This is a genomic window from Stutzerimonas sp. KH-1 (assembly GCF_054483855.1).
Map to the genome: position 1 here is coordinate 2,921,952 of NZ_CM137011.1, position 24,526 is coordinate 2,946,477.

Consider the following 24,526-nt stretch of genomic DNA (forward strand, 5'->3'; position numbering starts at 1 on the left):
CGCGGGTGCTCTTGCCGTCGGCCTGTTCAGCCCGGACGTCCTCGGGCAGTTTGGTCCGACCCTCTTCAGGAATGCCGACCATGAACCATGACGATGCGCTGCTCGCCGAGCAGGCCCAGGCGGTACGCCAGATGTTCGAGCGCATCCCCTTTAACCAGGCCCTGGGCATCGAGCTCGATGAGATTTCCACCTCGCGGGTGGTGATGCACCTGCCAATGAAGCCCGAGCTGGTCGGCAACTTCGTCCATGGCATCCTCCACGGCGGCGTGATCGCCTCGCTGCTCGACGTCGCCGGTGGCGCCATGGCGATGCTGGGCGCCTTCGACAAGCATCGTCACCTGACCATGCAGGAGCGCGCCGCCCGCCTGTCCCGCCTCGGCACCATCGACCTGCGCATCGACTATCTGCGCCCCGGCCGCGGTACGCGCTTCACGGCCAGCGCGACCCTGCTGCGCTCGGGCAACAAGGTCGCGGTGGTGCGTTCGGAGCTGCACAACGAATCGGACACGCTGATCGCCGTGGGCACCGGCACTTATCTTTGCGGCTGAACGGCCGATAGGAGATTGGCGGCCGGGGTGCGCTCTCGTACACTCTGCCGAACATGGCCATGAGCCATCATCTCCGCGAGGCAGGACGCCCGACAGTTCGAGTGCCGCCGCGTGTCCAGACTGCTGTTTTCCGACCTGCCCGCCGACCAGGTTGCCCTGCTCGGGCATAGCCATGACCCGATGCTGGTCGTGCTCTCCTATCTGATCGCCAGCGCCGCGGCCTTCACCGCCCTGGCCCTGGCCAAGCGGGTCAGCCGCAGCAGCAGCCCGCGCGGGCGCGAGCTCTGGCGCTGGGTCGGCGCCTTCGCCCTGGGCGGCGGAATCTGGTCGATGCATTTCATCGGCATGCTGGCCTTCCGGGCGCCGTTGGACATTCGCTACGAGCACGGCATTACCGCCCTTTCGCTACTGATCGCCGTGGCAGTGTCCTACGTGGTGATGCGCGTGCTCGGCCGCGATCACCTGAGCGTGGCGCAGTATGCCCTGGCCGGAGCCGCTGCCGGCATCGGCATTGCGGCGATGCACTACACCGGGATGGCCGCGATTCGCTCGCTGGCCACGCTGTACTATGCGCCGCTGGCGTTTGCCGCCTCGGTGCTGATTGCCATTGGCGCTTCCATCGCCGCGCTGGTACTGGGCTTTCATTTTCGCACCAGCCAGAGCCGCCATCAGCGCTGGCAGCGCCTGCTATGCAGCCTGGTGATGGGTGCGGCAATCGTCTCCATGCACTACACCGGGATGCACGCGCTGACCCTGGCAGTCCCCGCCGGCCTAGTGGAGCACGCCGCGCCATTCGGCAGCCACACCGGCCAGGGCGCCCTGGCCACGGCGATCGGCCTGGTAGCCCTGCTGGTGATCGTCACCGGCATCGCCGCGAGCTGGGCCGAACAGCGCTTCAGCGAGCAGCGCCAGGCGCTCGATCTGGCCGAGCACCAGCTCAATGCGATGACCCACTATGACCCGCTGACCAACCTGTTCAACGGCCGCGCCTTCACCGAGATGGTCACCCAGGTGCTGGCCGTGCGGGCGGAACGCCAGGCGCTGGCCGTACTGGTGGTGGACCTGGACAGCTTCAAGCGCATCAACGACAGCCTCGGCCACCGCAGCGGCGACCTGGCGCTGCAGCAGACGGCGCAGCGCATTCGCGCGGTGCTCGGTCAGCACGACATGCTGGCGCGCTTCTCCGGCGACGAGTTCTGCGTGCTCACCCTGGGCGCGTGGGAGCACGCCCAGGCACTGGCCAACCGGATCCTCGAGCAGCTGCGCCCGCCGTTCGTCCTCGGCGAGACCCAGCTGCGCCTTACGGCCAGCATCGGCATCAGTCAGTACCCGGAAGATGGCCTCAACTTCGATGCCCTGTTCCGTCACGCCGGCCTGGCCGTCGGACAGTGCAAGGCCAGCGGCCGCAACCGCAGCCTGCGCTTCAACCCGGCTCTGGAACTGCGCGCCCAGGAGGACCTGTCGTTGGAGCAGGACCTGCGCCGCGCGCTGAACGAGAACCTGCTCAGCGTGCATTACCAGCCCATCGTCGACGGCCGCAGCGGGCGCCCGGTGAGCCTCGAAGCGCTGGTGCGCTGGCAGCATCCGCAGCAGGGGTTCATCAGTCCGGAGCGTTTCGTCGGGCTGGCCGAACAGCATGGCTTCGTCGCCGAGCTGGACACCTGGGTGGCGCGCCGAGCCTGCGCCGACCTGGCCATGTTGCTGGGCGAAGGCCACGATCTGCGCATGGCGGTCAACTGCTCGGCGCTCAACCTGTCCAACCCGCAGATGCCCGCGGTGGTTGCGCGGATCCTCGAACGCACGGGGCTGGAGCCCGCGAGACTGACCGTGGAAGTCACCGAGAACGCCCTGATGAACAGCCTCGGCGCGGCGATCCGCACGCTGGACGCGGTGCGCGAGCTGGGCGTGAAGGTTTCGATCGATGACTTCGGCAGCGGCTATTCCTCGCTGACCTACCTGCGTCAGCTGCCGGTCGATACGCTCAAGGTCGACCGTGCGTTCGTTCGGGAAATTGCCGAGCAGGCCAACGACCGCGCCATCACCGCAGCGATCATCGCCATGGCGCACAAGCTGGGTTTGAAGGTGGTGGCCGAAGGGGTGGAAGAGGCTGTGCAGCTCGACTATCTGCGCGAGAACGGCTGCGACTTCATCCAGGGTTACTACTACAGCCGGCCGCTACCGTTACCGGCGCTGCGCGACTGGCTGGCCGAGCGGCCACTCACTGCGACCGTGACAACCGCGTAAGCAGTCGGTCCAGCGCATTGGCGAACGCCTGACGGTCACGCTCGCCGTAAGCCGCCTGGCCGCCACCCACCTGCCCCTGATCCCGCAGATCGGTGAACAGGTTGCGCACTGCCAGGCGCTCGCCCATGTTGCGCTCGTCGAACTCGCGCCCGCGCGGGTCGAGCGCGGCGACCCCCTTCTTCACCAGCCGGTCGGCCAGTGGCACGTCGCTGCAGATCACCAGATCACCGGGCTCGGCATGCTCGACCAGATAGTCGTCCGCGGCATCCGGCCCGCTCGGCACGACGATCAGTCGCACGCAGGCGAATGCCGGCTTGACCTGGCTCTGCCCGGCGACCAGCAGCACCTCGAACTTGCGCTTGAGGGCGAACTTGATCACCTGATCCTTGGCTGCGCGCGGGCAGGCATCGGCGTCGATCCATACGCGCATCGGAACCGCCTCGCTCATGCCGCGGCGCGCCGAACGGTCGCCAGCAGGGCCGCCGCCCCGGCGAACATGGTGGCAAAGCTGCGGTTGACCAGGCGCTGCTGACGCGGCGTACGCAGCAGGCGCAACACCTTGGCGGCAAGCCCGGTGTAGCCGGCCATGACCACCAGATCGACCACCACCATGGTCGCGGCCATCTCGCTGTACTGCAGCAGCAGCGGCCGCTGCGGATCGAGGAACTGCGGCAGCACCGCAAGAATGAAGACGATCGCCTTGGGGTTGCTGGCATTGACCAGGAAGCCACGCAAGACCAGGCTCAGCGGCCGGCCGATGGGCCGCGGCGCCGCCGAATCATCCAGCGCTTCGGGCTGCGCCTGCCATTGCTTCCAGGCCAGCCAGAGCAGGTAGCAGACGCCGAACCACTTGATCAGGCCGAACGCCAGTTCCGAGGTGGCCAGCACCGCGCCGACGCCGGCGGCGACCACGGCAATCTGCAGCACCAGCGCCAGCTGCAAGCCGATGGCGTTCCAGTAGCCGCGCCAGAAGCCGTACTGCAAGCCGCAGGACATCGAAGCGATGGCCCCGGCCCCCGGCGACAGGCTGATCACCCAACAGGCGACGAAAAAGGCTAGCCAGGTTTCCAGCGTCATGGTCAGTCTCCCTTGGTCGAGCGCGCGAACTTAGCGCGATGGTCAGTCCGGCATGTCCTTGCCCAGTTTCACCGGTTCCTTCAGCTTGCGCTTCATGGCCTTGCGCATGCGGATGTTCAGCGCTTCGACGCCCAGCGAGAAGGCCATGGCGAAGTAGACGTAGCCCTTGGGCACATGCACATCGAAGGCTTCGGCAATGAGTAGCGTACCGACAACGATGAGGAACGACAGGGCAAGAATCTTCAGCGTCGGATGCTTGTCGATGAAGTCGCTGATGGTACCCGCCGCCAGCATCATCACCAGCACGGCGATGACGATCGCGGCGACCATCACCGGAACGTTCTGCACCAGGCCCACCGCGGTGATAACCGAGTCCAGCGAGAAAATGATATCGATCACCGCGATTTGCAGGATGACCCCGAGGAACCCGGCCTTCACTGCCCCGCTGCCAGCAGCCTGGTCCTCTTCCTCGCCCTCGACGCTGTGCCAGATCTCCATGGTGCTCTTGAACAGGAGGAACAGGCCACCGAAGAACAGGATCAGGTCGCGTCCGGAAACACCCTCCCCAAGCACCGTGAACAGGTCGTTGGTCAGGCGCATCACCCAGGCGATGGACAGCAACAGCAGGATTCGCGTGCCCATGGCCAGCGCCAGGCCGAAGAAGCGCGCCTTGGGCTGCTGCGCCTTGGGCAGGCGGCTGACCAGAATCGAGATGAAGATGATGTTGTCGATGCCCAGGACGATTTCCAGGGCAGTCAGGGTCAGAAAGGCGACCCATATTTCAGGGTTGCTGAGCCATTCCATAGGTTACTTCTCTGGGGTGGGAGGGTTGATAAGTTGCATGTCGCCGCCGCGCCAGCGGCGCACGGCTTTCTGGAAGAACAGGCTGTTAGGCACCTGGACGATGGCGCCAGTCCCGGCTTCGGCCGCTTCCTCGAGGGTCGTGTAGAGCAAATTGATGTCGATGACGCGTCCCTTGACGATCGGCTTGTCGAACGCCTCGACGATCTCCACCACGTCGCCCAGGCGGAACGGACCGACGGTGAGGATCAGCACGGCACAGAGCAGGTTGGACAGCACGCTCCAGATCGCGAAAAAGGCGATGGCCGCGACCGCGACGAAACCGGAAATGGCGGTCCACAGCACCGTGGCGGACACGCCGAAACGTTCCAGCACCATGATCAAAGCACCGCCGATGATGAACCAGCGGATACCACCGCGCACCGGGATCAGCAACTCCGGCGGCAGCGGATAGCGCGACGACAGCCGGGTCAGTCCGCGCACGACCAGGCGCTGCAGCACGTACGCCACCAACAGGATCAGCAGCACCTGCAGGCCCAGCATCCACTGCAGGCGCCACTCCTCGATCAAGGCCAACCAGGTCTCGTTCACGCGCTGGCCTCCAGTTGCGCCTGCAGGGCTTCCAGGGTTTCCAGTGCTTCCAGCCAGGCCTCTTCCAGCTCGCCTTCGCGAACCTTGAGCTCGGCCTGCTGGGCCAACAGCTCACGCAGTTCGTCCTTGCGCGCCGCCTCATAGAGCGCACTGTCGCCGAGCCGCGCTTCCAGGGCGGCCAGCTTTTCGTGCACGCCAGCCAGGTCCTTCTCCAGCTTGTCGGCCTGGCGCTTGTGCGGCGCCAGCTGCTGACGCAGCGCAGCCGCCGCTTGGCGCTGGGCACGCTTGTCGGTCTTGTCCACGGCAGGCTCGCCGCTCGCTATGGGTTGCTGGCGCGCCCGGTAGTCCACCAGCCAGCGCGCGTAATCCTCGAGATCGCCGTCGAAGTCCTGCACTCGGCCATCGGCCACCAGCAGGAATTCGTCGGTAGTGCTCTTGAGCAGATGGCGGTCGTGGGACACCACCAGCACCGCGCCTTCGAAATCCTGCAGCGCCAGGGTCAGTGCCAGGCGCATTTCCAGGTCGAGGTGGTTGGTCGGTTCGTCGAGCAGCAGCAGGTTGGGCTTGCCCCAGGCGATCAGCGCCAGCGCCAGGCGCGCCTTCTCGCCACCGGAGAAGTTCAACACCGGCTCGTCGCAACGATCGCCGCGGAAATCGAAGCCGCCGAGGAAATCGCGCAGCGTCTGCTCACGCTCATTGGCGGCGATGCGCTGCAGGTGCAGCAGCGGGCTGGCCTTGGGGTCGAGCGAATCGAGTTGGTGCTGGGCGAAGTAGCCGACCACCAGGTTCTCGCCGCGCTGCAGGCGGCCGCCGAGGGGCGATAGCTCGCCGGAGAGCGTCTTGATCAGGGTCGACTTGCCGGCACCGTTGGGACCGAGCAGGCCGATCCGTGCGCCGGGCACCAGCTGCAGCTTGACCTTGTCCAGCACCAGCTTGTCGCCATAGCCGAGGCGGCCCTCAGCCAGATCCAGCAACGGACTGGAGACCTTGTCGGCTTCGCGGAAACGGAAATCGAACGGCGAATCAACGTGCGCCGGGGCCAGCTCTTCCAGCCGTTCCAGCGCCTTGATCCGGCTCTGTGCCTGGCGCGCCTTGGTCGCCTTGGCCTTGAAGCGGCGGATGAAGCTTTCCATGTGCGCGCGCTGCGCCTGCTGCTTCTCGTAGGCCTGCTGCTGCTGGGCCAGACGCTCGGCGCGGGTGCGTTCGAACGCCGAGTAGCCGCCGCGATAAAGGGTCAGCTTGCGCTGCTCCAGGTGGATGACGTGGTCGACCACCGCGTCGAGAAAGTCGCGGTCGTGGGAGATCAGCAGCAGCGTGCCGGGATAGCCCTTGAGCCAGTCCTCGAGCCAGAGGATCGCATCCAGGTCGAGGTGATTGGTCGGCTCGTCCAGCAGCAGGAGGTCCGACGGACACATCAGCGCCTGCGCCAGATTCAGACGCATGCGCCAGCCACCGGAAAAGCTACCGACCGGCAGCGCCATCTGTTCGTTGGAAAAGCCCAACCCGGCGAGCAGCTTGCGCGCCCGTGCATCGGCGCTGTAACCGTCGGCATTGTCCAGCTCGCTGTGCAGGCGCGCCAGGGCGTTGCCGTCATGAGCCTGCTCGGCAGCAGCCAGGTCGCGCTGGATACGACGCAACTCGACGTCGCCGTCGAGCACGTAATCTACCGCCAGGCGGTCGAGGGTATCGATCTCCTGGCGCATGTGCGCGATGCGCCAATCCGGCGGCAGCTGGCAGTCGCCACCATCGGGCACCAGCTCGCCACGCAGCAGGGCGAAGAGTGTGGATTTGCCGGCACCGTTGGCACCGACCAGGCCGGCCTTCTGGCCGGGATGCAGGGTCAGCTCGGCGCCTTCCAGCAAACGCTGAGGGCCACGCTGTAGAGTGAGGTTCTGAAGTCGGATCATAATGGCGGCGAGTTTATCAGTTCGCCTGGAAAGCCAGCCGGGCGGCCGAAAAAAAAGGCGTACCACTTATGCTCAACCCTGATCTCTGGACCTTCGCCCTGCACTGTTACGCACGAGAGGGGGTCGAGACCGCCTGCCTGGAACTGCAAAGTCAGGGGGCGGATGTCTGTGTGCTGATCTGCGCGGCCTGGCTGGAGGTACGCGGAGTGGCATGCAGTCCGGAGCGGATGCGTGCGCTGGAAGAAGTCGCCGCACCCTGGCGACACAGGGTGGTGGAGCCACTGCGCGAACTGCGCCAGGCATGGCGCTCGCCGGCAGAACAGGACGAAGCCTTGCGAGAACTGCGCGAAGCGCTCAAGACGCTCGAACTGCAAGCTGAGCGCAGCCTGCTGCAGCGGCTGCAGACGGCGAGCTGCGAATGGAGCGAAAGCGCGGGTGCCGACCAGTGGTTGAGCGCTCTTGGGCCGAAAGGTAGTTGCCACGTTGCGCTGGAAACCCTGCGCAACGCGGCTTATCAGACTCAGCTGGAGCTGGCAGCTTTCTGAGTCGCGGTGCGTTTGGCTGCAGGCTTGCGAGCAGCAGGCTTTTTCGCCGCGGGCTTGGCTGCCGTGGGCTTGGCCGCTGCCTCAGCCGCAACGGGCGCAGCCTTGTTGGCGGATTGCGCGGCAGCAGCGGGGCTGGCCACAGTGGCCGAGCGTGCACGGGCTGGAGCCTTAGCCGTTGCAGGGCGTGTAGCCGCAGGCTTGGCCGCGGCAGCGGCCGAGGTCTTCGCGGCTGTCTTGGTCGGAGCTTTTGCCGGAGCCTTGGCTGGCGCTTTAGCAGCCGGCGCCGTCGCTGCCTTGGTGGTCGGGGCCTTGGCGGATGCTGCCGATTTGGCTGCAGCCGGGGCGACCTTGCTAGCAGGCTTGCGCGCAGCCGGACGGGAGGGTGCGGCGGGCTTGACAGCAGTCGCAGACTGGCTGCGCAAGGCCTTGTCAGCATCATCGGCAACCTTGCGGATACCCTGGGCCAGCTTCAGGCTCTGCTCAGAATCGCGCTTGAGATCGGCCAGGTAGGTCAGGGTTTCGCTCTGCCGGCTCTGCAGCAATGCGAGGGACTCTTCCAACTCGCCGAGCCGGGAGCGCGCCTTGACCTGTGCCTTGGCCTTGCCCGCATTGCCGGCGTCGTCCAGCTTGGCACGGACCTTGGTCAGCTTGTCCTGAGCCTTGCCTCGCTGCTTCTGCAGCTTGGCAAGCGTGCTTTCGGCATCCTTGATCGCCCGAGCGCAGGCCTGGTCAAGGTGGTCAATCAGACTGAGGGAAAGCTGCTGCAGCAAATGCAGCGGGGTGGTAACCGACTTCTTCTTCGCGGGCATGGAGGCGCCTCCTGGCAGGAACGGTGCCCCCATACTAGACGGCCGGCTCTAGCGCCGCCAGCGCCCGCCGAGCGGCTCCGGCCGGCAGCGACATGGCCACCATCTCATGCGGTAGTGGCGTCTGCCTGTTTGTGCGCGTTATGCAGGACTTCGATCAGGCAGTCTTCCAGCTCGAAGCGCTCATGCAGCAGCTGGCCCAGCTGCTTGAGCTCGTCGGCCAAGCCTGGGCTACCCAGGCAATCGCCCTTCTCGCAACGATCATTGAAGCCCAACGCAACCTTGGTGATGGTCTCGATACGCGGGTAGATCTGCTTGGCCAACTCGATCGCGCGAGCATCGCCGAACGCTTCGGCCTCGGCGAGCAGTTGTTCGTAGATTTCGAAGTGGCCGGCCGAGACGTAGTCGACCAGGTATTCGCAGAACCGCTGCAGTGCCTGTCGAGCGGTCGCGTCGCGATCGGTATGCAACTCGTGATAGGCATTGATCAGTGCATGGCGCTCGTGCAGCCAGCGATCGATCAGCAGATGTACACCACCCCAGCGTTCCTGGGCATTGCGACAGCTCTCGAGCATGATGTCCTCACTTCCCTAATCGATGATGCTTTTACGCCATTCCGAGACGTTTTTCTGTCTTTCGGTATCGGCCCTGGGTGAGTGGCGGCAGCGGATGGCGAAAATCCGTCACCGCAGGAGCAGACTATGCCGCGCTGCTCGATGCATCAAGCGAAAAGCCGACGAATCTCACAAGCGCACCTAGCCGCTGCACGTCCATGAGAAGACCCTGCTAGCGCAACGGGAGTTCGACGGTAAGAAGGAAAGTTTTGCTCAGTCGCGGCGCAATAGCTGCGCCAGACAGACAATGGCCATGCCGATGAAGGCCAGTAGACTCCACTCGGGAATGCTCAGCCCCAGCATCGTCCAGCTCACTTCGGCACACTCCGCGGTGCCGTGCAGCACCAGACGGGCGATTTCCTGGAAGGGCAACGCTTCCATCATGTATTCCAGGCTCGGCAGGCAGCTCGGCAGCTGATCGGCCGGCACACTCTGCAACCAGATCTGGCGAATGGCAGTGGCGCTGCCGAACAGTACGAACAACAGGCCGACACCAGCGTAAACGCGCCGCCCGGTCTTGGCCGGCCCGTGAATCGCAGCCACCAGGCAGGTCAGACCGAAGGCGATCACGCAGATGCGCTGGACAATGCACAGTGGGCACGGCGCCAGCCCCATTACGTGTTCCATGTAGAGCGCAACGACGATCAGCAGCGCGCTTCCGATAAAGGCGAGAAGGAACAGGGAACGTGGGCTGGCCAGACGCATGGTGGCTCCGCTTGCGAGGGAAAGTCCGCTACGGTAGTGGAAACCTGGACAGCCTTACAAGCGGCGAGAAAGACGCGCGCAAGCGTCAAGCCCGGCACATGGCGGACCTGACGAGCCGGTCACAGAGTCGCGGGCAGATTGCGATCGAGCAAACCGACGCCCTGCTGGAACAGGCGATTGCTGCTTTCGGTATCGCCCAGTTGCGCCAGGAGACGCGCCAGCTCGGCGCAGGTTTCCGGGCGGTGGTCGAAGCGTAGGCTCGCCTCGAAATAGTCGCGCGCCTTGCCCCATAGCTCGTTGCGCAGGCTGAGCCGTCCCAGCGCAAGCAGCAGCACGGGGTTTTGCGGGTGATCCTTGAGCCAGCCTTCGGCATGCGCCAGCTGGCGCGCCGGATCACGCCCGAGTACGCGGCCGTAGCGTTCTACCAGTCGATCGTCGTACTGCCGTTTGATAGCCGCGTAGAGAACCTCCTCGGCTTTCCCCTGGGCACCGAGGCGAGCGAGCCCGTCGGCGTAGGCGCGCACCACCAGTGGCTCCCCTCGCAGCGCGCTGGGGACGGTCTGCCAACGCTGATTCAGCGCCTCGATGCTCGCCTCGGGAGCCAGCTCGGACGGCTGCCCGGCCTGTTCGACCGCCGCCGTCCAGGCCAGCACTTCCAGCTCGCTGAGCTTCGCCGCTGGCAGCACGCGATGCTTGCGCAGCTCCGGTAGCAGCCGACACAGCGCTGCCCAGTCCTCGAGCTGGACATACAGCTGTTGCAGCAGCGTCAGTACATAGGGATGTCGCGGATGGTCGTTCTGCAGCTCGCTGAGCGAGGCGCGCGCCTCGACATACTGGCCGCGAGCAATCTGCAGCTGCGCCTGAGTCAGGCCGATAGCCAACGCCGCCTCGGGTTCACGCTCGCGAGCCTTCTGCAGCAGCTCATCGCTCTGGGCATACTCGCCCAGCTCGTTGGCCGCCCGCGCTGCCCCCAGATAATGCACCAACGGCTGGCGATCCTTCTCGGCGGCCAGTTGCAGGTGATTGAGCGCCGGAGCCCATTGGCCTTCGGCAAGCTCGCGCAGGCCGCTGCGGGACGCCTTCTCCACGCGTCGTTCGCGATGGCGACGCGACCATGGGTTGACCAGCGCACCGGAGATTTGCAACAGCCCCAGCAGCCAGTGCACCACAACGGCCACCAGCCACAGGCTTGCGACCAGGGCAAGGAAGACCCAGAAGCTCGACTCGTAGCGGAACTGATCATATGTGATCAGCACGTAGCCAGCGCTCTGGCTGATCGCCCAGCCGAGGAATCCGGCGACGGCAAGCAGCAGAATGAGTAGCAACGCCAATCTTTTCATGTGCGCTGGGCCTCCTGCTCGGCATCCTGCGTCTCGGGCTGGGCGGGCGCTTCGCCTGCATCGCCCGCGTCGCGGCGTTCACGCTTCTGTACGTAGGCCTGCAACGCCTCCAGCGCCGGCGCAAGATCGGGCAGGGTCACCTCCACCTCGCGCTGCGAAAGCTCTTCGAGACGCTTGCGCAGACCTCGAGCCTGGCCATTGTCTTCACTGAAGTGATCCTTGAGCACCGAGCTGGCCTGCTCCAGTGACTGCCGGTAGACCTCGGCATTGCCATTGAGCACCGCCCACTGGGCCTGCTCGATAGCCAGCGAAAGAGCCAGACGCACTTGGCCCAGGGTCTGCCCGGCAAGCAGCGGCTTGACGTCGGCACTGGCGTCGAAGTCCACCCGCACGTAGCGCGTCAGCTCGTTCAGCCAGCGTTGCCAGCGGCTGTCCTGGGCGCTTTCCGGCTGCGCCTCGCCATTGACGAACTCCGGTGCCAGTGCGCTGAGCTGAGCAGTCTGCCCACGCAAGGCGCCGAGCTGCAGAAACAGCCCGGTGCGATCGAGCTCCGGCAGGCTTCGCAGGCCTTCGAGCCCTTCCAGCAGTTTCTGCCGCGTGCTGTAGGCAGCGGGATCGTCCTGCTTCTGCAGGATCAGATCGGCTTCGTGAACCAGCATTTCGGCGCTTTTCACGTCCTGCATGGCCGACAGCTGCAGCATCGCCATGCGCAGCAAGTGTTCAGCTTCGGCCAAGCGCCACTCCTCGCGGCTCGCGCCGAGCACCTGCTCAACCCGGCCGGAAAGGCGCTGCTGATCGCTCTGCAGCGTCGCCAGCATACGCCGCCGCTCCTCCAGCTCACTGGCCGAAGGCAGTTGCTCCAGACGGCCGAGACGTGCCGCCAGTTCACGATCACGCTCGGCCAGCTGGCGAGTCTTCTCATCGGTGCTCTGCAGGGCTTCGAGCTGACGATCCTCGTCGGCGCCAAGCTGCTGCAGCTGCCAGACGCCATAGCCGCCAAGCGCCACACCGCCCAGGCCGACCAGCAGCGCCAGAGCCGCAAGAGCCTTCCCGCCACTGCTGGAAGCCGGCCGGGATGGCGTAGGCTTGGCGGGTTTGACCGGATCGACGGCGGGGGTCGGCTCACTGGCGGGGGGTTGCAGCGATTCTTTCTTGGAGTCTGCTTCGCTCACGTTTCCATCCTTTGCTTCAGGAGGCGGTCACCGCGGTCTCCCGCAACGCCGCCAGCAAGGCCGCGGCGCTGGCGCCGCGGCAATCCACAATTCGTTTGGCGCCCAGCTGCCGAGCCATCTCCGCCACCCGCGGACTGGGTACGAACAAGGGTAGCTCAAGCATTTCGGGCCAGGTATCGGCCGCCAGCTCACGCAGCGACAGCAAACCCTGCCCACTGCTGACCACCAGGCCGTTGAGCCGTTCCGAGCGGAGCGTGGCGGCAAGTGTTCCCACGGGGTAATCGGGCAGGTAGCGCCGGTACAGTTCGAGGATATCCACCTGCACCCCGCGCGCGCGCAATGTCTCGGCGAGAAACTCGCGGCCACCCTCGCCACGCAGGATCAGCACCTTCGGATCGGGCCGGGCCAGCGCGTGTTCCAACTGCGGCAGCGCCAGCAGCGCCTCGCTGTCGTCACCCCGCTCGGGCCAGCTGACATCCAGCCCATAGGCTTCGAGGATCGCCCCGGTGGCGCCACCGACGCTGAACCAGGCTTGACCGAACGGGGGCTGCGGCCAATAGCGGTCGAGCAGCTCCAGGCCCAGCCGGGCAGCCGGTTTGCTGACCACGATGACGGCGCAATAGCGATCCAGCTCGAGGATCGTCGCACGCTGCTCGGCCTTTTCCGGCAACGGCTCGATCGCCAGCAGCGGCAGACTGGCGCTGTGCACGCCGGCTTCGGCGAGTGTTGCCGCCAGCGCCTCGCATTCTTCGGCCGGCCGGGTCAGCAGCAGGCGCCAGCCAGTCACGCGTGACCAGCCTCGCCATAGACCGCCTTGAGGATCTGCTCGGCACCCTGGGCCAGCAGCTCCTCGGCGACCTGCACGCCCAACGCCTCGGCTTCGGCGGCAGGCGCCCGGCCTTCGGCGCGCAGCAGCACGGTGCCGTCCGGCTGGCCGACCAATCCGCGCAACCATAGCTGCTCGCCTTCGAGCACCGCGTAACAGGCGATCGGCACCTGGCAGCCGCCGTTCAAGCGCTTGTTCAAGGCGCGTTCGGCTACGACACGAGTCGCGGTCGGCGCGTGGTTCAGGCATTCCAGCAGCGCGTGCAGTTCGCTGTCGGTGGTACGGCATTCGATGCCGACCGCGCCCTGACCGCCGGCCGGCAGGCTCTCGTCCACGCTGATGCTGGAGCGGATGCGCTCACCGAAGCCAAGGCGGATCAGCCCGGCGGCAGCGAGGATGATGGCGTCGTACTCACCTGCATCGAGCTTGGCCAGTCGGGTGTTGACGTTGCCGCGCAGGAACTGGATTTTCAGGTCCGGCCGCCGCGCCAGCAGCTGGGCCTGGCGACGCAGCGACGAGGTGCCGACCACGCTGCCGGGCGGCAGCGCATCGAGGTCGTCGAAGTGGTTGGAGACGAAGGCATCACGCGGATCTTCACGCTCGCAGATGCAGTACAGGCCCAGCCCTTCGGGAAATTCCATCGGCACGTCCTTCATGGAGTGCACGGCGATGTCCGCTTCGTTCTCCATCAGTGCCGTTTCCAGTTCCTTGACGAACAGACCCTTGCCGCCAATCTTCGCCAGCGGTGCGTCGAGCAGTTTGTCGCCGCGGCTGACCATCGGCACCAGGCTGACCTTGAGCCCCGGGTGCGACGCCTCCAGGCGCGCCTTGACGTATTCGGCCTGCCACAGGGCCAGGGCACTCTTGCGGGTGGCGATGCGAATTTCGCGAGACATGGACAATTCCAGAACAGTGAATTGCCGACGATGATAACAGGCCGGACAACCAGCCTGGGTTGGCCGGAATCAAGTAAAGCGCGCTGTCACGCCACCACGCCGGAGCCCGCCAGCCGTAACAGCTGACGGTCACCAACGCAGCGAGCCGTGCTGGCTCAGAGGTTCTGCATCAGCTTGCGCACACCGGCCACGTGGCGCCGACTCACGGTCAACGCCTCGCCATCGAGTCCCTTGAGGAACAGCTGGAAGTGCCCGAGCGGCGTGCGCTGCAGACGCTCGATCCGATCGCGGAACACCAGCGCGTTGCGATGGATGCGCACGAAGCGTTCACCGAACTCGTCTTCAAGGGATTTGAGCGGCTCGTCCAGCAGCACCTCGCCACCAACGTGGCGCAGGGTGACGTACTTGTGGTCGGCGATGAAGTAGATCACCTGGTCCAGCGGAATCAGCTCGATGCCCTTGCGGGTGCGCGCGCTGATGTGGCTGCGCGGCCCGGCACCGGACACCGCAGCCGGACGGGTCAAGGCAGCGAGCTGAACGCGATTGGGCCGCTCGGCCTTCTTCAGCGCCTCGGACAGGTGCTCCGGGCGCACCGGCTTGACCAGATAGCCAACCGCGCTGACCTGGAAGGCATCCAGGGCGAATTCATCATGGGCAGTACAGAAAATCACCGCTGGCGGCGCATCCGTCTCGCAAAGCTTGGCTGCAACCTGCAGACCATCGAGCCCGGGCATGCGGATATCCAGCAGCACGATATCAGGGCGCAGTTCCTCGATCAGCGTCAGTGCTTCTTCGCCATTGCTGGCAGCAGGCTCGAGGACACGATAGCCGTCGAGGTCACCTACCAGTCGGCTGAGGCGCTCGCGGGCTAGAGGTTCGTCATCGACAATCAGGACATTCATATAGATCTGGCTTCCTGCGTTTGTCTCGCACATGGATAGCGTAGACATGTGTAATGGCGGCCTTCACGGCGCTCCACGCTGAGACTCGCTAGCGGACCGAAAAGTGCCGCTAATCGTGCGTCGATGTTCTGCAAACCCTGCCGCGTACCCCGTGAAGCCTGCGCTTGAGCGGTTTCGTCGAACGGGTTGCTGACCACCAACTGAAACACACCATCGACGTATTCAGCGGCTACGCTGACCAGACCGCCGTCGATACGTGGCTGAATGCCATAGACCAGCGCATTCTCCAGCAGCGGCTGCAGCGTCAGCTGCGGAATCGGCAGGTCGTCCGGTACGCTGTCGACCCGCCAGTCCATCTGCAGCCGGTCGCCCAAGCGGTACTGTTCGATCGACAGGTAGCGGCGCGACAGCTCCAGTTCGTCACGCCAGGCCACCAGCGTGCCCGGCCGCGCCAGGCTGGCGCGAAACAGGTCGGACAGGTCCAGCACCGCCTGCTCGGCCTTGGCCGGATCGCTGGCCACCAGCGCGGCAATGCTGTTGAGGCTGTTGAACAGGAAGTGCGGACGAATGCGCGCCTGCAGCGATTCGATCCGTGCCCGCAGCTCGGCCTGCTCCTGCCGCCGCCACTGGCTTTGCAGATAGAAATAGCGTAGCAGCAGGCCCGACATGATCAGGCTGATCAGCGCGTGCCGCAGGTAAAGGTTGACCTCGCCGTCACGCGAGATCGGGCCACCGAGCTGGTAGATATCGGCCACGGCGGTGCAGGCCAGGGTCAGCCCGACCACCAGCGCGCAGCACGCCAGCCCGGCCAACGCCGCGCGGAGCCGCGCCAACAGCGGACGCAGCAGGCACATGGTGCCGGCCGACAGCAGCACGATCCACTGCACGAACAACGAGGTCAGCGCCAGGCGCATCCAGTCGAAGCCCGGTTGCATCGGTTCGGCCAGTACCAGCACGAACACCAGCAGCTCGGCGAGCAGGACAAGGCCGAGCAAGGCCTCGGGCTGGCACAGCTCGGGAACGAAGAAATCATCGGATACGGCGGTGGTTTTCACGCGGATCAGCCTGTGGATCGACCTGCCGGGAGTTTCCTTGCACGCCTCGGTGACGGCAAGCCAAGCACCCGCCGGCAAAGGCGAAATCGTGCGGATTTGCCAGCCAGCTCACCCTTCGCACGGCTGCGTCCGGTGTGCCCGCCCGCAGCGCCATCCCTGTTATCATCGCCGCCTTTCCTCAGCCTTCGGATTTCAGCGAGCGCATTCATGAGCACCGACAAGACCAACCAGTCCTGGGGCGGCCGTTTCAGCGAGCCCGTCGACGCCTTCGTCGCCCGATTCACCGCCTCCGTCGAGTTCGACAAGCGCCTCTACCGCCACGACATCATGGGCTCGATCGCTCACGCCACCATGCTGGAAAAGGCCGGCGTGCTGAGCGCCGATGAGCGCGAGCAGATCATCACCAACCTCAAGGACATCCAGAGCGAGATCGAGGCCGGCACCTTCGACTGGCGCGTCGACCTGGAAGACGTGCACATGAACATCGAGGCGCGCCTGACCGACCGCATCGGCATCGTCGGCAAGAAGCTGCACACCGGCCGGTCGCGCAACGACCAGGTCGCCACCGACATCCGCCTGTGGCTGCGTGACGAAATCGACCTGATCCTCGGCGAAATCACCCGTCTGCAGCAGGGTCTGCTGGGTCTCGCCGAAGCCGAAGCCGACACCATCATGCCCGGTTTCACCCACCTGCAGACCGCCCAGCCGGTGACCTTCGGCCACCATCTGCTGGCCTGGTTCGAGATGCTCTCGCGTGACTACGAGCGTCTGGTCGACTGCCGCAAGCGCACCAACCGCATGCCGCTGGGCTCGGCTGCCCTCGCCGGCACTACCTACCCTATCCAGCGGGAAATCACCTGTGAGCTGCTGGGTTTCGAAGCGATCTCCGGCAATTCGCTGGACGGCGTCTCCGATCGCGATTTCGCCATCGAATTCTGCGCCGCCGCCTCGCTGGCGATGATGCACCTGTCGCGCTTCTCCGAAGAGCTGGTGCTCTGGACCTCCGCCCAGTTCCAGTTCATCGACCTGCCCGACCGTTTCTGCACCGGCTCCTCGATCATGCCGCAGAAGAAAAACCCCGACGTGCCCGAGCTGGTACGCGGCAAGACTGGCCGCGTATTTGGCGCGCTGGCCGGCCTGCTGGTGCTGATGAAGGGCCAGCCGCTGGCCTACAACAAGGACAACCAGGAAGACAAGGAGCCGCTGTTCGACGTCGCCGACACCCTGCGCGATAGCCTGCGCGCCTTTGCCGACATGGTTCCGGCGATCAAGCCCAAGCGCGAAATCATGCGCGAGGCGGCGTTGCGCGGCTTCTCCACCGCCACGGACCTGGCCGACTACCTGGTGCGCAAAGGCCTGCCCTTCCGCGACTGCCACGAGATCGTCGGCCATGCGGTGAAGTACGGCGTACAGACCGGCAAGGATCTGGCCGAGATGAGCCTCGACGAACTGCGCCAGTTCAGCGATCAGATCGGCGACGACGTGTTCGCCGTGCTGACCCTGGAAGGCTCGGTGAACGCTCGTGACCATATCGGCGGCACGGCGCCTAATCAGGTGCGCGCCGCGGTCAAGCGCGGCCAGGCGCTGCTCGCGTCCCGCTGACCGGAGTCGGCCGACCGCTTGCGGTCGGCTGTTCAGCTTGCGGCCGACCCGGGCTGTCGCGCCGTATGGCGCTACAGCTCGGTGACCGCCGCCGGGCCAATGTGCGGTTCAAGCGGCAGGCGATGACCATCCTCACAAGCCCGCCAACTGGCGCAACAATGCGCTCACCCTCTCCCGTTCAGGAAGATTGAGATGCCCCTCGACATTCGCCCCGCGGTTCGCGAAGATGCCGCACTGATCCTGCGCTTCATCACCGATCTGGCCATCTATGAAAAGGCCGAGCACGAGGTCCAGACCGATGTCGCCGGCATCGAGAACAGCCTGTTCGCCGACGGCAGCAGCGCCCATGGTTTGATCTGCGAGCTGGACGGCGAGCCGATCGGCTATGCGGTGTACTTCTTCAACTACTCGACCTGGCTGGGCAAGCACGGCCTGTATCTGGAAGACCTTTACGTCACCCCGCAGCAGCGCGGCGTCGGCGCCGGCAAGGCGCTGCTGCGTTATCTGGCCAAACTGGCGGTGGCACGCGGCTGCGGGCGCTTCGAGTGGTCGGTGCTGGACTGGAATCAGCCAGCCATCGACTTCTACGAATCCATCGGCGCCAGGCCGCAGAACGAGTGGATCGGCTACCGCCTGACCGGCGACGCTCTGTCAGAGTTCGCGGCGGGTTGAGCGATCGCTCGAGTTCGCCTGCGTCAGCCGCTGCGCTGCCGCCACGCAAGGCGCGCCTGCCCTTTGCCAACGCCTGGTTCTTCCCGGCTGCCGCGCTCTACGCGGCGCTGATCCTGCCGTATTCGGTACTGGCGCTACTTGGTCTGCTTCCCGCGCTGCCCGGACTCGCCACCTCCGCGGGTCACGCCCACGAGATGCTCTTCGGCTTCGCCCTGGCGGTGATCGCCGGATACCTGCTCGGCCCGCAGCCACTGCGCTTTACCCTGACTTTGCTCGGCTGCTGGGCGCTGGCACGACTGAGCTTCCTGCTGTGGCCGGGTTCGTGGCTGGCACTGGCCAGCGCCGGCGCCTTTGCTGCCGGACTTGCCTGGAGTGTGTTGCCGCGCTTTCTCGGCGCCGCGAAAAAGTGGCGTAACCAGACGGTTGCCCCGGTGGTTGCCGGACTTGGCCTGCTCAGCGCCATCGCCAGCGGCGGCTTTGCAGCTGGCTTCGACCGGCTCATGCTGGGGGAGGCGCTGCTACTGGTCGCCATCCTGATGTTCTTCATGGGCGGACGAATCATCGCGCCAGCGATCGCCGGTTACGCGCAGAGCAGGGGATGGCGACTGGATGCGCGAGTGCAGCCACATATCGAAGGCGCCGTGCTGATCCTGCTCGGCCTCGCGCTGCTGCTGAACCTCCTGCCCTGGCCGCTCACCCAGCAAGTGACCGGCGCCGTACTGGTCGCCACCGCCCTACTCACGGCCATCCGCCTGCTGCGCTGGCAACCCTGGCGCTGCGCACGTTCGGACCTCCTGACCCTGCTGCTCGGCTATGCCTGGCTCGCCATTGGCCTGCTATTGCTTGGCCTGGGTACGCTGCTACCGGCGCTGCCATTGAACGCAACGCTGCACGCCTTGACCGTCGGCGCGCTGGGCAGCCTGACCTTCGCGGTCATGGCCCGCACCCGGCTGCTCTACCGGTTCCGCGATCCCGCGGCCCAGCCCTGGATACAGCCGGTGGCGCTGCTGATCAGCCTGGCGGCGCTGGCACGTGTGCTGCCAGCCCTGCTGAATCAGCCTCAGCAGGACTGGCTACTGCTCGCCGCCGGCTGCTGGTCGCTGGCCTTTCTGGCGCTGGCCTTGCTGCTCTGGCGTTGTCGCGAGGCACACGCGGACAGCCATCGCGGTAAAGCTGACCGCTGAGTCACCGGCCGGAACTCTCGCGCGTTACGCTTGACCTACATGCAACCGACGGCGACTGCTCCCATGTCCGCCGCCGCATTCGCCGAGGCCTGCATGACCGACCTGCGCACCCTGCTGCTGAACCAGGACACCCAGGGCGCCGAGCTTTTCGACTCGCCCAAGGAGCGCCTGATGTTTTACCGCTCCGAAATCCATTTCGAATCCTCCCTGCTGGCCGAGCGCACCAGCGCCTACCTGTCGTCGCAATCGTTCCTGATGATTGCCTTCGCCTCGTCGATGGCCAACAGCAACCCTGAGTGGGGCGAGCTGTTCCGTCTGGTGGTGCCGGCGATTCTCTCGGTGCTCGGCCTCATCACGTCGCTGCACGCGATGCCCGGCATCAAGTCCAATTTCGACGTCATCGAGCGCTGGCATCAGAAACAGTCCGAACTGCTGCAGCTCGAAGGCCGCGTCGGCATGCTGCCGAACAACGAATCGGCGCTGTTCGGCGAAGGCAGCAGCCCGGTCGGCGGGCCTCGCTACAAGCGCACCCTGCTGTTTTCACTGCGCACGCCGATCATCTTCTCGCTGGTCTGGAGCGCATTCGGCCTGCTCTGCCTGGCCCTCAGCCTGATGGACTGACGCGCCGCGGCATTGCTTCACGGGGCAGCCGGTGCTTAGCTGGATGCATCCCTATGGAGAAACCCATGTCCGATCCAGACCGCCCCCGCTATCGCGTCGATGCCGATCGCCAGGCCGCTCAGCGCCGGGTACGCTACGTCGAAACCAACCGCCCGGATGACGGTAGCTGCACGATATGCCAGCTGGACGCAGAAAATCCGGCCCCGCTCGACGAGATACCTGCCATGGCGCAAGACACACCCAGCAACGATGAAGATGAAGCGTTCGCCGAAGAGACCCTGATCCAGGCGATCGAGAACCAGCTTGAAGCCGGTGAGCCCGCGGCCACCCAGGCCACGCTGAACAAGCTGACGCTGGTCGGCTACGAGCGCGACGAATGCCTGCAGATGATGGCGCTGGTCCTCGCCCACGAGATCCGCGCGATGCTCAGCGAAGACCGCCCTTTCGACGGTGCCGCCTACGAGGCCATGCTGCGCAAGCTGCCGGAACTGCCGCAGGCATCCGAATAGGACCTGGATCAAGGCAGGGTCGCCGCCAGCATCTACACTCAGCGGACAGGGCATGAGCCCACCACCCGAGGAGCGAGCATGTCGTACACCCCTGAGTTGGTCGCCGAACTGGAAGTGCTTTGCCAGTTCAATCTGGAAAACCTGCAGGAAGGGCTGAAAGTGCATCACGATGCCAGCCCGTCCACCATCGCCGCGTTCGGCCGCCTCCACGCCAAGGGACTGATCACCCAGAACGATGGCGGCTACCTCACCAGCCTTGGCCGCGACGCCGCTGAACAGGCGCAGACCCTGCTTACCATCCTCTCGTAAACCGCCACGGCCTGACACCACATTGCCGTTCCGCTTCGCCAGTCCAGGGTTACGGATGATGCCGGCCCTGGCCGTTGGTCGCTCACAGCTGGCAAACTTGCGCCCCGCCTCAAGCCGCACGCCAAGTGGCCGATGAACAGGGGTTAGCCTCGCCTGCACGAACCACCATGACCCGCACCCAGCACATCCACCCGATTCTCGAAGACGGCATCGACCGCAAGGTGCTGGCCACGCTGCGGGCGCGCTTTCTGGCCATCAACAGTGCACGTCTGGAGCGCGCCGCTCAGGCCATGTCGACCCGACAGCAGCAGGTACTCAAGCTGCTGCCGCTGTTGTTTCACGTCAACCATCCGATACTGCCCGGCTACGTCTCGGCAAGTACTCCCGCCGGGCTGGCCCATTTCGAGCCGGATGCCGAGCAACTGGCCGAAGCCCAGCGCCTGAGCCGCTCGTTCGCCTACAAACCGGTGCGCGGCAAGACACTCCAACCCATCCTTGGCCTGTTCCTGATGGGTAGCCTGGGCACCGTCGCGCAGGATGAGCACAGCGATCTGGACGTTTGGGTCTGCCACGATCCGGAGCTGACGACGCAGCAGATCGAGGAACTGCATCGCAAGTGCGAGCTGCTACGCAGCTGGGCCGCGAGCCAGGGCAGCGAGGCGCACTTCTTTCTGGTCGACCCGCAGCGCTTCACCCAGGGCCAGCGCGAAGCCAAGCTGACTTCCGATGACTGCGGCACCACCCAGCATTACCTGTTGCTCGACGAGTTCTACCGCACCGCGCTCTGGCTCGGTGGTTGCACACCACTCTGGTGGCTGGTGCCGGATTACGAAGAGCATCGCTACGCCGAATACGTCGCGACGCTGCTGGCCAAGCGCTTCGTGCGCGCCGACGAAGTGCTCGATCTCGGCCACCTTGGCCAGGTGCCGCCAGGGGAGTTCGTCGGTGCCGGCCTCTGGCAGCTGTACAAGGCCATCGACGCGCCCTACAAGTCGCTGTTCAAGCTTCTGCTGGTCGAGGTCTACGCCAGCCAGTACCCACAATTGCGCTGCCTGGCGCTGGATTTCAAGCAAGCCATCTATCAGGGTCGCCTCGACGCGCTGGACGAACTCGACCCCTACATCGCTGCCTACCAGGCCATCGAACGCTACCTCAGTGAGCGCGGCGACCGTGAGCGCCTGGAGCTGGCCCGACGTTGCCTGTATCTGAAGATCAACCGACCACTGAGCCGGCCACCGGTCAACCGCAGCAAGAGCTGGCAGCGCATCCTGCTGGAACGTTTTACCCGTGACTGGCGCTGGGACGAAAAACAGTTCTCCCTGCTCGACAACCGCAGCCGCTGGAAAGTCCGGCAGGTCAGCCAGGAGCGCCGCGCGCTGGTCAACGAGCTGACCTATGGCTACCGCTTTCTCAGTGAGTTCACCCGTCGCCTGCAGGCGACCAGCGCGCTCACCAGCCGCGACCTCGGCGTACTGGGGCGCCGCCTGTACGCCGCCATCGAGCGCAAGGCCGGCAAGGTGGAGGTGATCAACCTCGGCATATCGCCCGACATGAGCGAAGACAGCCTGACGCTCGTCCACGGCTACGATGCCGCAGGCGATGCCCATTGGTCGCTCTACCAGGGGCAGCTCACGGCACCGGAGCTGTCCAATTACGCCCCGCTCAAGCGCGCGCGCGAACTCGTCGCGCTGCTCGCCTGGTGCCATCGCAACGGTGTCGTCGATGCCAGTACCCACCTGTCGCTGTTTCCCGGCGACAGCGGCCTGAGCGAGGCAGAGCTGTTCGCGCTGTTCAGCGATCTGCGCCGCGTACTGCCCCTTCCCCTGCAGCCGGTCAGCGAGGAAGCGCTGCTCGCCGCCTGCCGCCCCAGCCGCATACTGCTGCTGGTCAATGTCGGGCTGGATCCGATGCAGCTTGCACCGGAGCAGCCGACGATCGCCGAACAGGCCATCCAGAATGCGGCACCGGAAAACCTCGTACTGAGCATCGATCAGATCACCCTCAACAGCTGGAACGAGCTGATGGTGACCCGCTACGAGGGACCGACAGCCCTGCCACAATGCCTGCGCGACTATGTCGAGCAGACGACACGCGAGACGGAGCCGCAGCTGCAGGTATTCTGCTTCGCCCGCAACCGCGGCCAGGCCATCGGCCGGCGCGTCGAAGAAATATTCCACGATGCGTGCGCCAGCCTCGCCGCCGCCCCGGCTGCCCGCTACCTGCTGCAGGTCCGTCAGCACTTCCACGTGCTGCAGCGTGACCACGACAGCCTGCGCGTGAGCAGCCTGAACGACCGCGACGCGCTGGTTGAACATCTCGCCGAGGCGCACCACGCCTACAGCCCGCTGCAGCTCGATCGCAAGGCGCTGGAAGGTGAGGAACTGGCGCTGATGCTGGCCCAAGGCCGCCCGGGCTGCCTGCAGGTGTTCTACCGTAGCCTGGGCGAAACGGCGGAGCTGAGCGTACTCGACGAATGCAACGCGCTCTGGCAGCAGACATTGCCTTATCGCGACGAGCGTTCGCTGCTCAAGCCATTGCTGCGCTTTCTCGAATCGATGCTCTATCGGCGCAGGGCGCAGCAGACCGCCACCATGGCGGAGACCACCGATCCGGCAATCCTGATCTACCGCATCCGCCCCGCCAGCACCACGCAACCTGCGCAGCTGGAACGCCGGCCGCTGCCGCAAGGCGAGATCAACGATCCGTTCTATGACGTGCAAGCCATCGTCGATGCGAGCGAGAACGGCCGCTCCCAGGTCACGCTGTACTGCAACCAGCAGGAATTTTCCGGCCTTGAGCACGGTGCCGACCTGTTCGCCGCCGTGGCGCGCACGATCCTCGCGCACCGCCGCGCGGGCGAACGCTACCCCTGTTACATCACCGATCTTGACCTCTCCGGTTTGCACGGAAGCGGCCGTAGCCAGACGGTGCAATACCTGCGTTACAAGTCGCGGCTGGAGGCGGCACTGAACGCGGTCTTGGAACAATAGAGGGAAACTGGCGTGGGCCTCAGTGAACGTCGCGGCGCGAGGTTCTGGCCCGACGAACCAGCAGCATGATGCAGTGCTATCGAACGATTGTTGCTTCAAGAGAGGCAGAGCTGCCGGAAGCTGTTACCAGCCCGGGCGCAGCGGCGGCCGGGCTGATCATTTCGCAAGCGCTGCCCGTCAGAACGGATCGCCAGCCGCTTCGGGCTGGTATTCGATGGCCAGCAGGGTGAGCTTGATCATCTTGCCGCCGGGGGCCGGCCAGTCGATGTGTTGGCCGACGCTCATGCCCAGCAGTGCAGTGCCGACCGGAGCGAGCACCGATACGGTGCCTTCCTTGCCGGCATCGTGTGGGTAGACCAGCGTCAGGTGGTAGTCCTTGCCACTGCCTTCGTCGCGGCAATGCACGCGCGAGTTCATGGTCACGACACCGGCAGGCATCTCGCTGCGTTCCACGATCTGCGCCCGCGACAGTTCCTGCTCGAGCGCTTCGGCGGCCGGACCGTAGTCGTCCAGACTGTCGAGCAGCCGCTCGAGGCGCTGCAGATCGAGTTTGGTAAGGATGATCGGCGGTGCACTGGTCATGGGTTCTGGCAAGCTCCTGCGAAAAATA

25 protein-coding genes are annotated in these 24,526 nt (G+C 65.4%); 10 read left to right on the forward strand and 15 right to left on the reverse strand.

The features are described 5' to 3' along the window. Positions 1 to 80: 80 nt before the first annotated feature. Positions 81 to 548, forward strand: a complete 468-nt coding sequence (locus tag ACX1DW_RS14145; RefSeq protein WP_013981640.1) for a thioesterase family protein — start codon at positions 81 to 83, stop codon at positions 546 to 548. Positions 549 to 659: 111 nt separating this feature from the next. Next, positions 660 to 2,792, forward strand: coding sequence for a putative bifunctional diguanylate cyclase/phosphodiesterase (locus tag ACX1DW_RS14150; protein ID WP_458991718.1), 2,133 nt, complete (start codon positions 660 to 662; stop codon positions 2,790 to 2,792). Here the strand turns inward: ACX1DW_RS14150 and ACX1DW_RS14155 are convergent. From ACX1DW_RS14155 to ACX1DW_RS14175, 5 genes are read right to left on the reverse strand one after another with little or no spacing between them, the layout of a single operon-like run. Next, positions 2,767 to 3,222 carry a YaiI/YqxD family protein gene (locus ACX1DW_RS14155; RefSeq protein WP_013981638.1) on the reverse strand — a complete coding sequence of 152 codons (456 nt, stop codon included), beginning with the start codon at positions 3,220 to 3,222 and terminating at the stop codon, positions 2,767 to 2,769. The genes ACX1DW_RS14150 and ACX1DW_RS14155 overlap by 26 nt on opposite strands. A 14-nt stretch (positions 3,223 to 3,236) precedes the next feature. Then, complete coding sequence (locus tag ACX1DW_RS14160; protein ID WP_011911768.1) at positions 3,237 to 3,869, reverse strand: LysE family transporter; 633 nt, start codon at positions 3,867 to 3,869, stop codon at positions 3,237 to 3,239. Between the two features lie 42 nt (positions 3,870 to 3,911). Further along, a complete protein-coding gene (locus ACX1DW_RS14165) occupies positions 3,912 to 4,673 on the reverse strand; it encodes a TerC family protein (protein ID WP_102839571.1) in 762 nt (253 codons plus the stop codon). 3 nt (positions 4,674 to 4,676) lie between these two features. After that, on the reverse strand, positions 4,677 to 5,261 hold the full coding sequence (locus ACX1DW_RS14170; RefSeq protein ID WP_458991719.1) for a mechanosensitive ion channel domain-containing protein: 585 nt from the start codon (positions 5,259 to 5,261) through the stop codon (positions 4,677 to 4,679). Then, the gene (locus tag ACX1DW_RS14175; protein ID WP_200600446.1) at positions 5,258 to 7,168 is read right to left on the reverse strand and encodes an ATP-binding cassette domain-containing protein; all 1,911 of its coding nucleotides are present in this window, start codon (positions 7,166 to 7,168) and stop codon (positions 5,258 to 5,260) included. Before ACX1DW_RS14175 ends, ACX1DW_RS14170 begins: the two co-directional genes overlap by 4 nt. A gap of 68 nt (positions 7,169 to 7,236) precedes the next feature. On the opposite strand from ACX1DW_RS14175, the gene ACX1DW_RS14180 reads away from it, so the two are divergent. Next, positions 7,237 to 7,713 (forward strand): TIGR02444 family protein, encoded by a 477-nt coding sequence (locus tag ACX1DW_RS14180; protein WP_458991720.1) that lies wholly within the window; start codon positions 7,237 to 7,239, stop codon positions 7,711 to 7,713. Here the strand turns inward: ACX1DW_RS14180 and ACX1DW_RS14185 are convergent. The 9 genes from ACX1DW_RS14185 to ACX1DW_RS14225 all read right to left on the reverse strand — a co-directional run bounded on the left by ACX1DW_RS14185 (position 7,689) and on the right by ACX1DW_RS14225 (position 16,029). Further along, positions 7,689 to 8,522, reverse strand: a complete 834-nt coding sequence (locus ACX1DW_RS14185) for an AlgP family protein (protein WP_458991721.1) — start codon at positions 8,520 to 8,522, stop codon at positions 7,689 to 7,691. The two genes, ACX1DW_RS14180 and ACX1DW_RS14185, sit on opposite strands and share 25 nt — an antisense overlap. Before the next feature lie 104 nt (positions 8,523 to 8,626). Further along, positions 8,627 to 9,094: an Rsd/AlgQ family anti-sigma factor gene (locus ACX1DW_RS14190; protein ID WP_063539596.1), complete on the reverse strand. Its 468-nt coding sequence runs from the start codon at positions 9,092 to 9,094 to the stop codon at positions 8,627 to 8,629. 252 nt (positions 9,095 to 9,346) lie between these two features. Next, positions 9,347 to 9,838 carry a disulfide bond formation protein B gene (locus tag ACX1DW_RS14195; RefSeq protein WP_063539595.1) on the reverse strand — a complete coding sequence of 164 codons (492 nt, stop codon included), beginning with the start codon at positions 9,836 to 9,838 and terminating at the stop codon, positions 9,347 to 9,349. A gap of 119 nt (positions 9,839 to 9,957) precedes the next feature. Further along, complete coding sequence (locus ACX1DW_RS14200; RefSeq protein WP_102839567.1) at positions 9,958 to 11,178, reverse strand: heme biosynthesis HemY N-terminal domain-containing protein; 1,221 nt, start codon at positions 11,176 to 11,178, stop codon at positions 9,958 to 9,960. Then, positions 11,175 to 12,350, reverse strand: coding sequence for a uroporphyrinogen-III C-methyltransferase (locus ACX1DW_RS14205; RefSeq protein WP_458991722.1), 1,176 nt, complete (start codon positions 12,348 to 12,350; stop codon positions 11,175 to 11,177). The genes ACX1DW_RS14200 and ACX1DW_RS14205 overlap by 4 nt, the downstream gene beginning before the upstream one ends. A 16-nt stretch (positions 12,351 to 12,366) precedes the next feature. Beyond that, positions 12,367 to 13,137, reverse strand: a complete 771-nt coding sequence (locus ACX1DW_RS14210; protein WP_458991723.1) for a uroporphyrinogen-III synthase — start codon at positions 13,135 to 13,137, stop codon at positions 12,367 to 12,369. After that, positions 13,134 to 14,072 (reverse strand): hydroxymethylbilane synthase, encoded by a 939-nt coding sequence (hemC, locus tag ACX1DW_RS14215; protein ID WP_102839564.1) that lies wholly within the window; start codon positions 14,070 to 14,072, stop codon positions 13,134 to 13,136. Before hemC ends, ACX1DW_RS14210 begins: the two co-directional genes overlap by 4 nt. A gap of 155 nt (positions 14,073 to 14,227) precedes the next feature. Next, on the reverse strand, positions 14,228 to 14,974 hold the full coding sequence (locus ACX1DW_RS14220) for a LytR/AlgR family response regulator transcription factor (protein ID WP_102839563.1): 747 nt from the start codon (positions 14,972 to 14,974) through the stop codon (positions 14,228 to 14,230). Next, the gene (locus tag ACX1DW_RS14225) at positions 14,971 to 16,029 is read right to left on the reverse strand and encodes a sensor histidine kinase (protein WP_063539589.1); all 1,059 of its coding nucleotides are present in this window, start codon (positions 16,027 to 16,029) and stop codon (positions 14,971 to 14,973) included. The genes ACX1DW_RS14220 and ACX1DW_RS14225 overlap by 4 nt, the downstream gene beginning before the upstream one ends. 207 nt (positions 16,030 to 16,236) lie before the next feature. On the opposite strand from ACX1DW_RS14225, the gene argH reads away from it, so the two are divergent. The 7 genes from argH (at position 16,237) to ACX1DW_RS14260 (ending at position 23,916) form a co-directional block, all read left to right on the forward strand. After that, complete coding sequence (argH, locus tag ACX1DW_RS14230; RefSeq protein ID WP_458991724.1) at positions 16,237 to 17,631, forward strand: argininosuccinate lyase; 1,395 nt, start codon at positions 16,237 to 16,239, stop codon at positions 17,629 to 17,631. A 192-nt stretch (positions 17,632 to 17,823) separates the two neighbouring features. Then, complete coding sequence (locus ACX1DW_RS14235; protein ID WP_458991725.1) at positions 17,824 to 18,303, forward strand: GNAT family N-acetyltransferase; 480 nt, start codon at positions 17,824 to 17,826, stop codon at positions 18,301 to 18,303. A gap of 35 nt (positions 18,304 to 18,338) precedes the next feature. Continuing rightward, entirely contained in the window at positions 18,339 to 19,487 is a 1,149-nt protein-coding gene (locus tag ACX1DW_RS14240; protein ID WP_458993408.1) for an NnrS family protein, read from the forward strand. A 93-nt stretch (positions 19,488 to 19,580) separates the two neighbouring features. After that, positions 19,581 to 20,108 (forward strand): hypothetical protein, encoded by a 528-nt coding sequence (locus ACX1DW_RS14245; protein ID WP_200601110.1) that lies wholly within the window; start codon positions 19,581 to 19,583, stop codon positions 20,106 to 20,108. A gap of 65 nt (positions 20,109 to 20,173) precedes the next feature. Further along, positions 20,174 to 20,617 carry a hypothetical protein gene (locus tag ACX1DW_RS14250; RefSeq protein ID WP_102839558.1) on the forward strand — a complete coding sequence of 148 codons (444 nt, stop codon included), beginning with the start codon at positions 20,174 to 20,176 and terminating at the stop codon, positions 20,615 to 20,617. Positions 20,618 to 20,695: 78 nt separating this feature from the next. Beyond that, positions 20,696 to 20,926: a TIGR02647 family protein gene (locus ACX1DW_RS14255; protein WP_458991726.1), complete on the forward strand. Its 231-nt coding sequence runs from the start codon at positions 20,696 to 20,698 to the stop codon at positions 20,924 to 20,926. Positions 20,927 to 21,093: 167 nt separating this feature from the next. Further along, complete coding sequence (locus ACX1DW_RS14260) at positions 21,094 to 23,916, forward strand: class I adenylate cyclase (RefSeq protein WP_458991727.1); 2,823 nt, start codon at positions 21,094 to 21,096, stop codon at positions 23,914 to 23,916. A gap of 177 nt (positions 23,917 to 24,093) precedes the next feature. Here ACX1DW_RS14260 and rnk read toward each other — a convergent pair whose 3' ends face one another. Beyond that, positions 24,094 to 24,498 carry a nucleoside diphosphate kinase regulator gene (gene rnk / locus ACX1DW_RS14265; RefSeq protein ID WP_020306712.1) on the reverse strand — a complete coding sequence of 135 codons (405 nt, stop codon included), beginning with the start codon at positions 24,496 to 24,498 and terminating at the stop codon, positions 24,094 to 24,096. Positions 24,499 to 24,526: the final 28 nt, after the last annotated feature.

Excerpts from the sequence above, each read along its gene's own strand:
- ACX1DW_RS14245 (WP_200601110.1), top strand. The coding sequence starts at position 19,581 with ATGACCGACCTGCGCACCCTGCTGCTGAACCAGGACACCCAGGGCGCC.
- ACX1DW_RS14160 (WP_011911768.1), bottom strand. The coding sequence starts at position 3,869 with ATGACGCTGGAAACCTGGCTAGCCTTTTTCGTCGCCTGTTGGGTGATC.
- ACX1DW_RS14175 (WP_200600446.1), bottom strand. The coding sequence starts at position 7,168 with ATGATCCGACTTCAGAACCTCACTCTACAGCGTGGCCCTCAGCGTTTG.
- ACX1DW_RS14155 (WP_013981638.1), bottom strand. The coding sequence starts at position 3,222 with ATGCGCGTATGGATCGACGCCGATGCCTGCCCGCGCGCAGCCAAGGAT.
- hemC (WP_102839564.1), bottom strand. The coding sequence starts at position 14,072 with ATGTCTCGCGAAATTCGCATCGCCACCCGCAAGAGTGCCCTGGCCCTG.
- ACX1DW_RS14185 (WP_458991721.1), bottom strand. The coding sequence starts at position 8,522 with ATGCCCGCGAAGAAGAAGTCGGTTACCACCCCGCTGCATTTGCTGCAG.
- ACX1DW_RS14180 (WP_458991720.1), top strand. The coding sequence starts at position 7,237 with ATGCTCAACCCTGATCTCTGGACCTTCGCCCTGCACTGTTACGCACGA.
- ACX1DW_RS14200 (WP_102839567.1), bottom strand. The coding sequence starts at position 11,178 with ATGAAAAGATTGGCGTTGCTACTCATTCTGCTGCTTGCCGTCGCCGGA.
- ACX1DW_RS14165 (WP_102839571.1), bottom strand. The coding sequence starts at position 4,673 with ATGGAATGGCTCAGCAACCCTGAAATATGGGTCGCCTTTCTGACCCTG.
- ACX1DW_RS14195 (WP_063539595.1), bottom strand. The coding sequence starts at position 9,838 with ATGCGTCTGGCCAGCCCACGTTCCCTGTTCCTTCTCGCCTTTATCGGA.
- ACX1DW_RS14190 (WP_063539596.1), bottom strand. The coding sequence starts at position 9,094 with ATGCTCGAGAGCTGTCGCAATGCCCAGGAACGCTGGGGTGGTGTACAT.
- ACX1DW_RS14250 (WP_102839558.1), top strand. The coding sequence starts at position 20,174 with ATGTCCGATCCAGACCGCCCCCGCTATCGCGTCGATGCCGATCGCCAG.
- ACX1DW_RS14145 (WP_013981640.1), top strand. The coding sequence starts at position 81 with ATGAACCATGACGATGCGCTGCTCGCCGAGCAGGCCCAGGCGGTACGC.
- ACX1DW_RS14235 (WP_458991725.1), top strand. The coding sequence starts at position 17,824 with ATGCCCCTCGACATTCGCCCCGCGGTTCGCGAAGATGCCGCACTGATC.
- ACX1DW_RS14220 (WP_102839563.1), bottom strand. The coding sequence starts at position 14,974 with ATGAATGTCCTGATTGTCGATGACGAACCTCTAGCCCGCGAGCGCCTC.
- ACX1DW_RS14255 (WP_458991726.1), top strand. The coding sequence starts at position 20,696 with ATGTCGTACACCCCTGAGTTGGTCGCCGAACTGGAAGTGCTTTGCCAG.
- argH (WP_458991724.1), top strand. The coding sequence starts at position 16,237 with ATGAGCACCGACAAGACCAACCAGTCCTGGGGCGGCCGTTTCAGCGAG.
- rnk (WP_020306712.1), bottom strand. The coding sequence starts at position 24,498 with ATGACCAGTGCACCGCCGATCATCCTTACCAAACTCGATCTGCAGCGC.
- ACX1DW_RS14260 (WP_458991727.1), top strand. The coding sequence starts at position 21,094 with ATGACCCGCACCCAGCACATCCACCCGATTCTCGAAGACGGCATCGAC.